The following is a 12,684-nucleotide window of genomic DNA, read 5'->3' as shown; positions in this document are numbered from 1 at the left end:
CTATGCTGACGTCGAGACTTGTGATCAAGAGACAGGAGCGTCAGCAGGGAGAGGCCGTGCACGCCGACCACGGCCGCGCCCTGCACTGGCAGCGCCGCGAAGGCCCAGACGCCGCCCAGGGGATTCCACGGGAAGCCGGTGAACAGCACGCTGCGCAGCATCTCAGCGAAGGTCCAGGCCCCGGCGAAGCCCGCCAGGCGGCGCCAGCCCGGAGGCAGGAACCATGCGGCGAGCGCGGGTGGCACCGCGTAGAGAGCCATCACGGCGGCGAGCGCCGGCGCGGCGAGCGGCACGAGCCACCACCAGCGCGCCGGGTCTGTGAGCAGCGCCTCCGTAACCCAGTACAGGCCCCCGAGGCTGTGGCCGAAGCCCCAGGCCAGGCCGAGCCTGCCCGCCCGTCGCCACGACGTCGCGGCGCCGAGCAGCGCGAGCAGCCCCGGTACGGCGAGCAGCAGCACCAGCACCGCATGAAGCGGGGGCAGGGCGAGGGCCGAGAGCAGCCCGAGGGCGAGCGCCGCGGCGAGAGCCCGACGCGGCGGCAGTCCGGCAAGCCAGGTGAAGAGGCGGGCGACCGCGTCCGGTGGCGCGAACCCTTCCCCTCGGCCCGGCGCGGTCCCTCTCCGCCCCCCCGCGGCCTCGGGCTCGTCGCCCGTGCCGCCTCGGGACGGCGAGGTGGAGGCGACGGCGCTCGGGATCGGGCGGCCCGCGCGCGTCCGGAGGGCGCCGCCGCTCATCCGATCCTCGCGAGCCATGGGAAGGCCACTAGCATCCAGTCCACGAGCGCGGTGATCTCGCCGGTGGCGATGAGCACCCACATCAGCAGGCCGGAGGCGAACTGCGCGACCCTGACGGTGCCGCAGGAGCTCATCTGGTCAAGGTTGCTGTGGCGTCCATCCAGGCTTTCAGGCCGACCTTGAAAGCGTCCCGGCCCTTGTCCGTCAGGGTGTAGACCTTTCGCTTGCGGCCGGAGACGACCTCGGCTTCGGGGGGGCACGCGGCCGTTGGCTACCAGTTGAAACCTGTGTCGGCCCCGGAGTGCAGTGGAACATGGCGGAAGCGGACCACCTGGGCTTCGTGGTTCGCCCGACACTGCGCGAAGATGCCTGAACAGCCGCGGGCACGGGCCAAGAGGCTGACGTTGATATCCGCGACAGCTATCCGGGCTCCGGGCTTGAACCGGGAGGTCTCTGCGAGAAGGACCCCGTTCTCATAGATCGAGGTCTGACCATCCCACGCGAGGTCGGTCGTCGATTCACCCTCGCCAGACGCCGTGTACAGATAGGCCGCCGTGCATCGCGCCGACTGAGCTTGGCACAGCATTCGCCGGGTGTCGGCTTTCCCGACTGTGATGTTGCTGGCCGACAGGTTCACCAGAACAGTCGCACCAGCCAGCGCCGCGATGGCGCTCGGCTGTATCGGCACCCACATATCCTCGCAAATCTCAGCGTGGAACACGAGCCCTGGGCGGTCCTCGGCCACGAAGATGAGGTCGGGGCCGAATGGCACGTGCTGCTCACCCAGGCGGATCATGCTGCCTTCCGTCCCTTGCCCGGACGCGAAGTAACGGCGCTCGTAGAACTCGCGGTAGTTTGGCAGGTGAACCTTCGGGACCACCCCGGCCACCCGCCCGCCATGGACCACCACTGCTGTGTTGTAGACGCGCCCCGCGTGGCGCAGTGGTGCTCCCACCACCATGACGGGCTGGATATGGACGGAAGCCTCCACAATACGCCTCAGGGCGGCCTCCGCAGCGTCCAGCACAACGTCCTGAAGGAAGAGGTCGTCAATGGAGTAACCGGTCAACGCCAGCTCCGGGAAGGCGACCAGGGACACCAATCGTGCGTCGCAGGCACGCGCGGTCGTCAGCAGGGTGTCCGCATTCACCTCCGGGTCGGCAATGCGAACAGGAGTCGTGCAGGCGGCGACCCTTACCTGGGCGTCCGGTCCGGATGGCCCGGTGCTCTGCCCCGGAGGCAGCTCTGGCTGAACGTTCTCAGTCATTGGTTGCCTCACGCAGATCCGTCCTGGCATCGCGGACGATCGACCATGCCGATTGCAGGAAAAGCCCGGCGATGACGACGGCCACGGCGAGATCCGGCCATGCAGTTCCGGTCCACCAGACGAGACCCGCCGCGACCACCACGGCGAGGTTGCCGATGGCGTCATTGCGGCTGAATAGCCAGACAGCCCGGACATTGGCGTCACCCTCCCGGTGCGGGATGAGCACCGCCGCGGAGGCGACGTTGACCACCAGTGCGACGGCGCCGAAGAGGCCCATCAGTTCGGCCTCGGGCTGGTTCAGCACCAGCACCCGGTAGCCAGTGGTGGCGAGCACGCCCAAGCCGAGCGCTGCGAGGAACAGTCCCTGGATGAGGGCGGACCGGGCGCGCCAAGCGAGGCTCCAGCCGATGGCCAGCAGGCCGAGGAAGCTGATCAGGCCGTCGCCAAGGAAGTCGAGAGCGTCCGCCTTCAACGCCTGGCTGCCGGAGACGAAGCCGCCGACCATCTCCACGAGGCCGTAGCCGACGTTGAGTCCCACGACGATCCAGAGCGCCCGGCGGTAGGCGGGCGTGATGTGGCCAAGGTCCCGGGGCAGATCGTCGTCGTCGCTCATCCTATGCGTCCGAGCCCCGGGAAGAGCTCGAGCATCAGGATGGCGAAGTCGGTCAGGTGGCCCGTGATCATGGCCGCCCCCATCACCACCATGACGCCACCCGCCACGATCTGAAGAACACGGCCGAGGCGCCGTAGGCTGCGGAACGGGCCGCGCAGGAAGGCGTCGGCGAAGGCGGCCACCAGCAGGAAAGGCACGCCCAGCCCGGCCGCGTAGGTGGCCAGGAGCACGATGCCGAGGTGGCTGATCTCGCTGGTGGCGGTCAGCGCCAGGATGGCGCCGAGCACCGGCCCGATGCAGGGCGTCCAGCCAAAGGCGAAAGCCAGCCCGAGCACATAGGCGGAGAGCGGCGTGCCGCCGCTGAGGGTCGGCATGAAGCGGAGGTCGCGTTGCAGCGGCATCAGCCGCAGGACGCCCGCGGTCATGAGGCCGAACAGGATGACCACCACGCCGCCCACGATCCCGGCCTCGTAGCGGTAGCGCAGCAGGGCTTGGCTCAGCGCCGAGGCGCCCGCGCCCATCGCCACGAAGACGGTCGCGAAGCCCAGAACGAAGCAGAGGCCGAGGCCGACCGTGGCGAGGCGACCGGGCGCCGCGCGTTCGGCGGCGACCGAGCGACCGGCGACGTAGGAGACGTAGCCGGGCACCAGCGGCAGCACGCAGGGCGAGAGGAACGAGACCATCCCGGCCAGGAAGGCTGTCAGGAGGCCGGACATCTGGAGGAGCGGGTTCACGGCGGTCCCGCCCTCAGGGTCGCGCCGCGGAGGTCGGCGCGCCCGCCGGGTCGCGCCTCCCGCCGACGAGGAGCAGGAGCGCGACGCCGACGAAGATCGCGGTGTCGGCGAGGTTGAAGGCGGGCCAGTGGTAGCCAGCCACGTGGAAGTCCAGGAAGTCCGTCACGGCACCGTGCCGCAGCCGGTCGACGACGTTGCCCAGGGCGCCTCCGACGATGAACCCGACCGAGGCCGCCATCCCCGGCCGCCGGTCGCGCGTCGTCCAGACGACGAGGCCCACGACGACGGCGAGCGCGAGGGAGGACAGGAGCCAGGGCGTCGCGGGGTGGTCCGCCGACAGCAGACCGAAGCTGACGCCCCGGTTCCATCCCAGCACCAGGTTGAAGAACGGGGTGATGGGGATGACGCGGGGCGGATCCATGAGATGGGCCAGCACCCACCACTTCGTCGCTTGGTCCAGCGCGAAGGCCAGCGCGGCCGCCGCCGCGCCCCAGGTCCAGGCGAGGCGCGCGCTAGGCAGGACCTCAGCCATGCGCCACGCTCTTGAAGCGGTATCCGAGCAGGCGCAGGGCGTTGAGGGTTACCAGCACCGTCGCGCCGGTGTCGGCCAGCACGGCGGGCCAGAGGCCGGTGATGCCGACCACCGTCGTCACCAGGAAGACCGCCTTCAGGCCGAGGGCGATGGCCACGTTCTGGTGGATATTGGAGAGCGTCGCGCGCGACAGCCCGACCAGGGCGGCCACATCCACGACGCGGCTGTTCAGCAGCGCCGCGTCGGCCGTCTCCAGGGCCACGTCGGTCCCGCCGCCCATGGCAATGCCGACTGAGGCGGCTGCGAGCGCGGGTGCGTCGTTGATGCCGTCACCGACCATGGCCACGGGCGCCTTTTCCTTGAGGGCGCCGATCTCCCGCAGCTTGTCCTCCGGCAGCAGCCCCGCTTTCACCTTGAGGCCGAGCGCCCCGGCGATGGCCTGACCCGTGCGGATGTTGTCGCCGGTCAGCATGACGGCCTCGACGCCGAGGGCGCCGAGCGCCCGGATGCCTGCGGCCGCGTCCGGCCGGGGCTCGTCGCGCACCGCGATCAGGCCGGTATGGGTGCCGTCCACGGAGACGACGACTACCGTCTTTCCTTGGTTCTCCCACTCGGCGACCGTCCGCGCCGCGTCGGCCGGGAGCGGCGCCTGCCCGGCGGCATGAGAGGGCGAGCCGACGGCCACGCGCTTGCCGGTCACGACCGCCTCAACGGCCTTGCCCGGGATGGCCCGCGAATCCTTGGCGGGGCGCAGTGGGATGCCATCGGCGTCCGCCCGCTCCAGGATGGCGCGGCCGAGCGGGTGGCTGGAGCCGTTCTCCACCGCGGCGGCGAGGCCGAGCATGGTACGCTCCGGGCCGGAGAGGGCGAGGAGGTCGGTCACGCGCGGGCGCCCTTCGGTCAGGGTGCCGGTCTTGTCGAAGGCGACGGCGCGGATCCGGCCGATGGTCTCCAGGGCGCCGCCGCCCTTCACCAGCAGACCCCGCCGGGTGCCGACGGCGAGGCCGGAGGCGATGGCCGCGGGCGTCGAGAGGACGAGGGCGCAGGGGCAGGCGACCAGCAGCAGTGCCAGGCCCCGGTAAATCCAGGTGTCCCAGTCTGCGCCGACGACAAGCGGCGGCGCGACGGCGACCAAGGCCGCTACGGCAACCGCGATCGGCGTGTAGACAGCCGAGAACCGCTCGATGAAGCGGGCGGTGGGCGCCTTGGCGTCCTGCGCCTCCTCCACCAAGCGGATGATGCGGGCGATGGTGTTGTCCGAGGCAGGCCGGGTCACGCGGACCTGCAGCGCGCTGGAGGCGTTAATGCTGCCCGCGAAGACGGAGGCGCCCTCGGCCTTAGGGACAGGGACGGACTCGCCGGTCACCGGGCTCTCGTCCACCTCGGACTCACCCTCGGCTACCTCGCCGTCGGCCGAGACGCGGTCTCCCGGGCGGATCAGGACGAGGTCACCGACCTTGAGGCTGGCGGCGGGCACCTCCCGTGCCGTGCCATCCTCGATGCGCAGCGCGGTCCTCGGCACCAGGGCGCCGAGCGCCTCGATGCCCGCGCGAGCACGCCCGGCCGCGACGTTCTCGAGCAGCTCGCCAATGGTGAAAAGGAACACCACCACGGCCGCCTCAGAGGTCGCGCCGATGGCGATGGCGCCGACGGTCGCGATCGACATCAGCATCTCGATGCTGAAGGGCGACCCGGCGCGTGCCGCGGCGATTGCCTTGCGGCCGAAGTAGACAAGGCCGAGCAGGGCGGCGGGCAGGTAGACCCAGTGGTCCAGGGCCGGGACAGCGAGCGAGACGGCAAACCCGGCCACCATAAGGGCGCCGATTGCCGCGGCGAGCCGCGCCTTTTTCCCCTTCCACCATGGCTGGCGTGGGCGAACGAGCGCCAGGTCGGCGGCGGCGCCAGGCTCGCCCGCGACCACCCGCGGCGCCTCGACGGGGGCGACGCCGTAGCCAAGCTTGCGGATCTGCTCCTCGACGGCCGAGCGCGGCGTGGCCGCCTCGTCCAGCCGGAAGGCCAGAACCTGGCTGTGGTAGTTGACCCGGATGTCTTCGGCCCCGCCGAAGCGGCCAACCGCCGTTTCGATTTTCGAGGCGCAGGACGGGCAGTCCATGCCCTCCACGTGGTATCGCAGGGCCGACCTGGACCCAGGGGCCAGTTGAGCCGTTCCGCCGTCAGCCATCGCCGCCACCCAGTCCTTGCCAGTCACGCCAGAGGCGCGACGCCGTAGCCGAGCTTGCGGATCATATCCTCGACGGCCGAGCGCGGCGTGGTCGCCTCATCCAGCCGAAACTCCAGGGTCTCGGTCTTGTAGTTGACCTGGATGTCCTCGGTGCCGCCAAGGTGCTCCACCGCGTCCTCGATCTTCAAAGCGCAGCTGGAGCAATCCATGCCGTCGACCCGGTAGCGCAGGTCCACCCGCGTCCCGGGCGCCGTGGTTTCGCTGTTGGCCATCGTTTGCCTTCCCTTCCAGGAATGTGCCCGCCGGTTGGCGCGCGGACAGAAGGCTCCCTACATGGACCCTGTAGCCACTACAGGGTCAAGGGAATGGTTGTGGAAAAGCCCCTGAACATCGGCGCCCTTGCTAGGGTGACCGGAACGAAGGTGGAGACCATTCGCTGGTACGAGCGGGTCGGCCTGCTCCCGGTGCCCGCCCGCAGCGCGGGGAACTATCGAACCTACGGCGAGCCGCACCTCGGCCGCCTGAGCTTCATTCGGCGCGCCCGGGACCTTGGCTTCTCGCTGGAACAGATCCGCGCCCTGCTTGACTTGGCCGAGGACCGCGAGCGCTCCTGCGACGCGGTGGACGTCATCGCCCGCGAGCACCTGGACGAGGTGGACCGGAAGATCGCCGACCTGCAGGCGCTGCAGCGGGAACTGGCCTCCCTCATCGGGCAGTGCCGTCACGGCAACGTGGCGGAGTGCCGCATCATCGAGGCGCTTGCCCCGCCGAAGTAGACGTGTTGGATGCGCGTTGTTCTCGATGAATGATCAGGCGGGCCAACAGATCGCTCCGGGCAGGCTGAAGGCCAGCAGCGTCGAGGCATCCCTTCCCGGCGCAGACATGCTGACGTCCCTCATGCCGAGGGCTTCCAGGCGAGGAGGCGCAGGGCATTCAGCGTCACCAGCACCGTGGCGCCGGTGTCCGCGATGATGGCGGGCCACAGCCCGGTCACGCCCATCAGAGTCGTCACGAGGAAGACCGCCTTGAGCCCGACGGCGATGGCGACGTTCGCTTTCACGTTGGCCATGGTGGACCGCGACAGGCTGACGAGTTCGGAGACGCCGGTCACGCGATCCTTCAGGACCGCTGCATCCGCTGTTTCCAGGGCCACGTCAGTGCCGCCGCCCATGGCGACGCCCACCGAGGCTGCCGCCAGCGCCGGGGCGTCGTTGATGCCGTCACCCACCATGGCCACGGAGCCGGACGACCGGAGGGCTCCAATCTCGCGGAGCTTGTCGTCCGGCAGCAGCTCGGCCTTCACGTCCAGGCCCAGCCCCTTGGCGATGGCCGCCCCGGTCCGGGCGTTGTCGCCCGTCAGCATCACGGAGCGGATGCCGATCCGCGAAAGGGCGGCGATGCCCTCGGCCGCGTCGCCCCGAGGCTCGTCACGGAGCGCCAGGACGCCCGCGACGGTGCCGTCCGCCAGGATCACGACGGCCGTCTTGCCCTCGTTCTCCAAGCGGGTGACCGCCTCGGCCAGTCCGCCGAGTTGGGCGCCCGCCTCCGCGGCGTGGCGCGGGCTGCCGACGCTGACCTTGCGGCCGTCGACCGTGGCGGTGACCCCCTTCCCGGGCACAGCAGCCTGGTCGGAAACGGGCGGCGTCGCGACGCCCCGCGCTTCCGCCGCGGCCACGACGGCCTTGGCCAGGGGGTGCGAGGACCCCTGCTCGACCCCGGCCGCCAAGGTCAGCAGGTCGGACTCGGAGGTTCCCTGCGCGGGCAGGATGTCCGTCACCTTGGGATGACCCTCGGTCAGCGTGCCGGTCTTGTCGAAGGCCACGGTCTTCGCCGCGCCGATCTCCTCCAGGGCGGCACCTCCCTTGATAAGCAGGCCGCGCCGGGCACCGGCGGACAGGCCGGAGGCCATGGCGGCTGGCACCGAGATGACCAGGGCGCAGGGGCAGGCGATCAGGAGGACGGCCAGCCCGCGGTAGACGCTGGTCCACCAGTCCCAGCCCAGCAGGAAGGGCGGGACGAGGATGACCAATGCTGAGACGAGCATCGCGCCCGGCGTCCACCAGGTGGAGAAGCGCTCGATGAAGCGCTGCGTCGGTGCACGGGAGGCGGTGGCCTCCTCCACCATGCGGATGATGCGGGCGATGGTGTTGTCGGTAGCGGCTCGGGTCACGCGCACCCGCAGGGCGCCGTCGGCGTTGATGGAGCCCGCCACGACCGCCTCGCCGGGGCCGCGGGACACGGGGATGCTCTCCCCGGTGACGGGGCTCTCGTCGAGGGCGGAGCGGCCATCCTCGATGGTGCCATCGCAGGGCACGCGGTCGCCGGGGCGGACCAGGACGAGGTCGCCGACGGAGAGCTGGTCGGAAGGCACCTCCTCGGTGGAGCCGTCCGCCCGCAGGCGCCGCGCCGTCCGAGGCATGAGGTTGGCCAGGGCCTTGATGCCCGCCCGCGCCCGCCCGGCCGCCACATTCTCCAGCAGCTCACCCAGAGCGAACAGCAGGACGACCACGGCAGCCTCCTCGGCTGCCCCAATGACGGCGGCGCCCGCCGCAGCGGTCACCATCAGGGTCTCGATGGAGAAGGGTGTCCCGGCCCGGGCCAGGGCGAAGGCGCGGCGGCCGAACGGAACCAGGGCCACGAGGGTCGCGGCCAGGAAGAGCGGGTAAGTCAGCCGGGCGGGAAGAACCAGCGACAGGGCATAGGCGCCGAGGACCAAGGCGCCGAGCAGCCAGACCAGGCGTGCCTTGCCCGTGGCGTACCAGGGCTTCGTGGCATCGGCCGGATTCTCGTGGTCGGCATGTGAATGGCCGAAGGTATCGCCGTGGCCATGTTCGCCGTGATCGTGGTCCGCTTGGTCATGCCCGGCATGGTCACGCTCCTCCGCGGCATGGGCGTGACCGTCAGCAGGAGCCACGACATCGTTCGCCGGGAGCGACCGAGCCGTGTAGCCGAGACCTGCCAGCGACTGCTCGATGGTGGTGGCGTCGGACGCGCCTGGCTCCAGCCGGACCGTCAGACGCTCCGCGATGAGGTTCACCGAGACGTCCTTGACGCCTGGAAGGCGGGTGACCGCCTTCTCCACCTTCGCCACGCAGGAGGCGCAGTCCATGCCCTCCACGCGCCAGGACACGGACTGCCCCTGGCTGCCGTTCCGTGTGCCGTCCATCTAGCGACCTCCTGCTGACGGCTTCTGAGATGGGACCTCCAGTGGCTGGAGGTTCAAGAGAGAATTTGCGGGCCGCCCTGGGGAAACGCCCGCCAGGGTCACCCGTCAGTGGCGGTGCCCTGCTTCCGCGGCGCCCCAGTTGTCCGTCGTGGTGCCCCCGTGGGCGCCCGCCAGCTCGGCCTGGACTGTCGCGTGGGTGATGCCGAACCGCCCGGCCAGCATGGTGCCCAGGGCATCCTCCAGGCGGTCCTCCCGGGCCAGGGAGGGCTCGACCACCACGTGGGCCGATAGGGCCACCTTGCCGCTGGTCAGGGACCAGACGTGCAGATCGTGGATGTCTCGCACCCCCGGCGTGTCCCGCATCGCGGTCTCGACGGCATCCAGATCGATGCCGCGAGGCACGCTCTCCAGCAGCACGTCGATGGCCTCGGACAGGAGGGTCCAGGTGCGTGGAAGAACCCATAGGGCGATGCCGATGCCGAGCACCGGGTCCACCCAGGTCCAGCCGGTCGCCCAGATGACCGCCGCGCCGACGATGACAGCGATCGAACCCAGGAAGTCGCTCCAGACCTCCAGGTAGGCGCCCTTCACGTTGAGGCTGCTCTCGCTGCCGCCCGCGAGCAGGCGCATGGAGATCCAGTTCACCAGCAGGCCGAAGGCGGCGACGGCCAGCATGCCGACGGTGCCGACCTCGGCGGGCTCGCGGAAGCGCTGGTACGCCTCGTAGAGGATGTAGATCGCCACCAGGAACAGCAGGGAGGCGTTGAAGGCGGCCGCGAGGATCTCGAAGCGGTGGTAGCCCCAGGTCCGGCGCCTGTCCGCGGGACGGCGGCCGATGCGGATGGCGACGAGCGCCACGGCCAGGGCCAGCGCGTCGGTCAGCATGTGGGCCGCGTCGGACAGGAGCGCGAGACTGTTGAAGACGTAGGCGCCCGCGACCTCGGCCAGCAGGAAGGTGCCGGTCAGGGCGAGCGCCTTCGTCAGCGCGGCGGAGTTGGCGTTGCCCACCCCATGGTCGTGATCCTGTCCCATTCGCACCTCCACGTCGGCCCACCGCCTCGGGGCCGCCGCAAGGGTGGGTACAATCTCCAGTCACTGGAGCATCAAGGAAAAACTTGTCGCCGATGACGCGGAGGGCGTCGGCATGACCGGCGCGCCCCGCGCACTATGTCGGCAGGGCACGAGGGCGACCAGATCGGGAACCTAGTCGCCCATCCCGTGCGCCTGCTCCTGGCAGGACTGAGGGCCGCGTAGACGGGCGGCGGGGCGGGGCCGCCCTATGGCCCCGCCTGTCGTTCACGGCAGCGGCGGCGCGCTCTTGTCGCGGTGTCCGTGCTCGTCCAGGTCGCCGGGCTTGTGGCCCGGGTGGTCGTGGTGGGGACCGGGCGTCTCCGTGACGCTCCTGTCGCGGTGGCCCTCCGGGTCGAGATCGCCCGGCGTGTGCCCCGGATGGTCATGGTGCTGACCGGGAACCTCCTTCGTCGCCTGGTCGCGATGGCCGTGCTGGTCGAGGTCGCCCGGCTTGTGCCCGGGATGATCGTGGTGCGGGCCCGGCTGTTCCTGCGGCATCCTCGCGCTCCTTCCTGACTGGCCCCGAGCCCGCCGTCACCGCCTGGCATCCATGGCTTCCACAGTGCGACGCCTCGGTTCGCGGTAAACTCCGGATCCCGAGACGCCGTTCCCCGCTCGAATATTTAGTTTTGTAAATGCCCGCGGCGCCCGGCTCTCGCTGAGTCCAGCGCCTCGGCCGCTAATTCTGCTGCGAGGGATCCTGGATGCCTGGTACGCCAGCCTGCGGGCTCGGCGGACCTTCGCCGCTGTGGTCGGGGCCGTGCGGGGCAGCCGGGGAGGCCGCGGCTCCCGGCACGCCTGCCCCCTGGTCCGGGACCATGGCGGCCGGGTGGCCGGGATGCGGTGCGGTCGGGACCATGACCTGGGGCGGCCCGGAACCCTGCGTCACCGGGGACTGGGCCAGCGCGGGCAGCGCCACCAGTCCGAGGGCAAGGGCGAGGGCGTGGTTCCTCATTGGGGTGTCTCCTGCTGAGCGCGTGCGTCCAAGGGGCTGGATGAGGCCCGGTGGTGCGGCGGTCGTCCGGCCGCCGCGCCGGGATGCCTCACTGACCCTGGCCGCCGCCGCCGGTCGCGCCGCTCTGCTCGAGGAAGGTCTGCTTCGCCCCCTGCATGCCTGCGTAGGGGAGATCCTGCGGCCGCGGCCGGTAGTGGTCCTCGTGGGTGTGGGGCTGGACGTCGCTGCGCGACATGACCTGCGTCTGGAAGACTCGCTGCGGGTAGTATCCCTCGGCCGAGGCAGTCGTGGCGACGAACGGCGCGAACATAGCGGCCGCGAGAGCCAGGGTTCCCGTCGCCTTCATCTTCTTGCTGCGGAACATCTTCTCTTCTCCGTGTGGGTGCTGACGGCTTCTTTCCGCCCTGCCGAGAAGATAACGCCAGAGGCCCGATTTTTCAGCGGATCCTAATGTTTTTATTTGTGTATTTGAATTCTTGTCTTGATGATTACTTTTCTTTTCCGACGTGTTTCCGGCTTGTAAATCCCGAATGCCGGAGAACCCTGCGCCTTCCGGCCTACATCGGCGTCAACGTGGCGGCCCAGGGGCTTCCATCTCGGCGAGGCACCTGCCGAGGGCCGGTGCGGTCTGCGCCAGGCCCGTCGCCGGGATGGGCCAGGTTCCGCCGCCGGGCATGGTCAACTCGATGGAGGATGCCGCCGCGAGCCGGGCGACAAGGCGCACTCGTTCCCCGGCATCGGCCGCGAGAACGCCGCGCGCCATCAGGAAGCCATTTGGCAGCGACCGCACGAGGTCGGCCAGGGCGACCTCGCGGAGCCCGTCGATGCTTAGCGCCAGCTCGCTCCTGGGGCTCAGGGCATTCGTTCCAGCCCCCTCCAGGAACAGGAAGAGGATGGCCTCGGCGCCCCGCATCTGGAGGGAGAGGCTGCGCCCCAGCCCGCCGGTGGCGTCCGTCCACATGGTGGTCCATCCGCACCAGGCATCGCCGCGCTCCCCGAGGTAGAGGGACACGCTCCAGGCGCCCGCGCGCCGGGTCCATGCGGTGTCGGCTGCCGCCTTCCCACCGGGCGCCAGCAGCGCGGGCACGCACGACAGGAGGACCGCCGCGATGCGCCACCTGCTCGACCTTTCTCCGCTCATGTGGCGTCGATCCCCCTTGTGGCCCCCTGGCTCGGATGCGGGACCAACATCGCTGGTGTGGGTGGAAGACGAGCCCACCTGTGTCGCCCTCAGGCCCGACCGTCCGGTACGGACGGCCGGGCCATCGAACGCCGGACTACCGGCGGGTCGGCAGGGTCAGCTTGTCAATCGGCACTGAATTGGGACCCCAGATCGGCACGCAAAAGGGACCCTCTTGTGAGGTGTGTTGAGGGGGCGTTCAGGCGCGGTTCTTGAATCGCCAACTATCGTTGCCGGTCTCGACGATGTC

The 12,684-nt window shown here is 70.3% G+C and carries 13 protein-coding genes and 1 pseudogene; 1 reads left to right on the top strand and 13 read right to left on the bottom strand.

Annotated features, from left to right (window positions below):
- The 8 genes and pseudogenes from ROTAS13_RS10600 to ROTAS13_RS10565 all read right to left on the bottom strand — a co-directional run.
- A pseudogene (locus ROTAS13_RS10600) lies at window positions 1–734 on the bottom strand (hypothetical protein); the annotation flags it as partial.
- On the bottom strand, window positions 731–868 hold the full coding sequence (locus tag ROTAS13_RS27115; protein WP_171979074.1) for a hypothetical protein: 138 nt from the start codon (window positions 866–868) through the stop codon (window positions 731–733). The pseudogene ROTAS13_RS10600 and the gene ROTAS13_RS27115, both read right to left, overlap by 4 nt.
- 137 nt (window positions 869–1,005) lie before the next feature.
- On the bottom strand, window positions 1,006–2,001 hold the full coding sequence (locus ROTAS13_RS10590; protein ID WP_073140513.1) for a nitrilase-related carbon-nitrogen hydrolase: 996 nt from the start codon (window positions 1,999–2,001) through the stop codon (window positions 1,006–1,008).
- On the bottom strand, window positions 1,994–2,614 hold the full coding sequence (locus ROTAS13_RS10585) for a cation diffusion facilitator family transporter (protein WP_073140510.1): 621 nt from the start codon (window positions 2,612–2,614) through the stop codon (window positions 1,994–1,996). Before ROTAS13_RS10585 ends, ROTAS13_RS10590 begins: the two co-directional genes overlap by 8 nt.
- Complete coding sequence (locus ROTAS13_RS10580; RefSeq protein ID WP_073140525.1) at window positions 2,611–3,330, bottom strand: cytochrome c biogenesis CcdA family protein; 720 nt, start codon at window positions 3,328–3,330, stop codon at window positions 2,611–2,613. Before ROTAS13_RS10580 ends, ROTAS13_RS10585 begins: the two co-directional genes overlap by 4 nt.
- Before the next feature lie 31 nt (window positions 3,331–3,361).
- Window positions 3,362–3,880 (bottom strand): signal peptidase II, encoded by a 519-nt coding sequence (gene lspA, locus ROTAS13_RS10575; RefSeq protein ID WP_073140507.1) that lies wholly within the window; start codon window positions 3,878–3,880, stop codon window positions 3,362–3,364.
- Complete coding sequence (locus tag ROTAS13_RS10570) at window positions 3,873–6,062, bottom strand: heavy metal translocating P-type ATPase (RefSeq protein ID WP_073140522.1); 2,190 nt, start codon at window positions 6,060–6,062, stop codon at window positions 3,873–3,875. Before ROTAS13_RS10570 ends, lspA begins: the two co-directional genes overlap by 8 nt.
- Before the next feature lie 23 nt (window positions 6,063–6,085).
- The gene (locus tag ROTAS13_RS10565; protein ID WP_083755472.1) at window positions 6,086–6,334 is read right to left on the bottom strand and encodes a heavy metal-associated domain-containing protein; all 249 of its coding nucleotides are present in this window, start codon (window positions 6,332–6,334) and stop codon (window positions 6,086–6,088) included.
- 93 nt (window positions 6,335–6,427) lie between these two features.
- On the opposite strand from ROTAS13_RS10565, the gene ROTAS13_RS10560 reads away from it, so the two are divergent.
- The gene (locus ROTAS13_RS10560; protein ID WP_073140505.1) at window positions 6,428–6,838 is read left to right on the top strand and encodes a helix-turn-helix domain-containing protein; all 411 of its coding nucleotides are present in this window, start codon (window positions 6,428–6,430) and stop codon (window positions 6,836–6,838) included.
- A 119-nt stretch (window positions 6,839–6,957) separates the two neighbouring features.
- On the opposite strand, the gene ROTAS13_RS10555 is transcribed toward ROTAS13_RS10560, so the two are convergent.
- The 5 genes from ROTAS13_RS10555 to ROTAS13_RS10530 form a co-directional block, all read right to left on the bottom strand.
- On the bottom strand, window positions 6,958–9,228 hold the full coding sequence (locus tag ROTAS13_RS10555; protein ID WP_253187656.1) for a heavy metal translocating P-type ATPase: 2,271 nt from the start codon (window positions 9,226–9,228) through the stop codon (window positions 6,958–6,960).
- Between the two features lie 105 nt (window positions 9,229–9,333).
- Window positions 9,334–10,260 (bottom strand): cation diffusion facilitator family transporter, encoded by a 927-nt coding sequence (locus ROTAS13_RS10550; RefSeq protein WP_075822301.1) that lies wholly within the window; start codon window positions 10,258–10,260, stop codon window positions 9,334–9,336.
- Window positions 10,261–10,524: 264 nt separating this feature from the next.
- Window positions 10,525–10,797 carry a hypothetical protein gene (locus tag ROTAS13_RS27110; RefSeq protein WP_171979073.1) on the bottom strand — a complete coding sequence of 91 codons (273 nt, stop codon included), beginning with the start codon at window positions 10,795–10,797 and terminating at the stop codon, window positions 10,525–10,527.
- A 545-nt stretch (window positions 10,798–11,342) separates the two neighbouring features.
- On the bottom strand, window positions 11,343–11,618 hold the full coding sequence (locus tag ROTAS13_RS10535) for a hypothetical protein (protein WP_075822298.1): 276 nt from the start codon (window positions 11,616–11,618) through the stop codon (window positions 11,343–11,345).
- Between the two features lie 204 nt (window positions 11,619–11,822).
- A complete protein-coding gene (locus tag ROTAS13_RS10530) occupies window positions 11,823–12,266 on the bottom strand; it encodes a hypothetical protein (protein WP_139323314.1) in 444 nt (147 codons plus the stop codon).
- Between the last annotated feature and the right edge of the window lie 418 nt (window positions 12,267–12,684).

This window comes from Roseomonas sp. TAS13, assembly GCF_001950415.1.
GTDB lineage: Bacteria > Pseudomonadota > Alphaproteobacteria > Acetobacterales > Acetobacteraceae > Roseomonas > Roseomonas mucosa.
The sequence above is the reverse complement of the archived record's forward strand: the minus strand, read 5'-3'. Positions and strand labels throughout refer to the sequence as shown.

What these genes read in the sequence shown, in the direction of transcription:
- ROTAS13_RS27115 (WP_171979074.1), bottom strand. Translation starts at nt 868, where the DNA reads ATGAGCTCCTGCGGCACCGTCAGGGTCGCGCAGTTCGCCTCCGGCCTG.
- ROTAS13_RS10590 (WP_073140513.1), bottom strand. Translation starts at nt 2,001, where the DNA reads ATGACTGAGAACGTTCAGCCAGAGCTGCCTCCGGGGCAGAGCACCGGG.
- ROTAS13_RS10585 (WP_073140510.1), bottom strand. Translation starts at nt 2,614, where the DNA reads ATGAGCGACGACGACGATCTGCCCCGGGACCTTGGCCACATCACGCCC.
- ROTAS13_RS10580 (WP_073140525.1), bottom strand. Translation starts at nt 3,330, where the DNA reads ATGTCCGGCCTCCTGACAGCCTTCCTGGCCGGGATGGTCTCGTTCCTC.
- lspA (WP_073140507.1), bottom strand. Translation starts at nt 3,880, where the DNA reads ATGGCTGAGGTCCTGCCTAGCGCGCGCCTCGCCTGGACCTGGGGCGCG.
- ROTAS13_RS10570 (WP_073140522.1), bottom strand. Translation starts at nt 6,062, where the DNA reads ATGGCTGACGGCGGAACGGCTCAACTGGCCCCTGGGTCCAGGTCGGCC.
- ROTAS13_RS10565 (WP_083755472.1), bottom strand. Translation starts at nt 6,334, where the DNA reads ATGGCCAACAGCGAAACCACGGCGCCCGGGACGCGGGTGGACCTGCGC.
- ROTAS13_RS10560 (WP_073140505.1), top strand. Translation starts at nt 6,428, where the DNA reads ATGGTTGTGGAAAAGCCCCTGAACATCGGCGCCCTTGCTAGGGTGACC.
- ROTAS13_RS10555 (WP_253187656.1), bottom strand. Translation starts at nt 9,228, where the DNA reads ATGGACGGCACACGGAACGGCAGCCAGGGGCAGTCCGTGTCCTGGCGC.
- ROTAS13_RS10550 (WP_075822301.1), bottom strand. Translation starts at nt 10,260, where the DNA reads ATGGGACAGGATCACGACCATGGGGTGGGCAACGCCAACTCCGCCGCG.
- ROTAS13_RS27110 (WP_171979073.1), bottom strand. Translation starts at nt 10,797, where the DNA reads ATGCCGCAGGAACAGCCGGGCCCGCACCACGATCATCCCGGGCACAAG.
- ROTAS13_RS10535 (WP_075822298.1), bottom strand. Translation starts at nt 11,618, where the DNA reads ATGTTCCGCAGCAAGAAGATGAAGGCGACGGGAACCCTGGCTCTCGCG.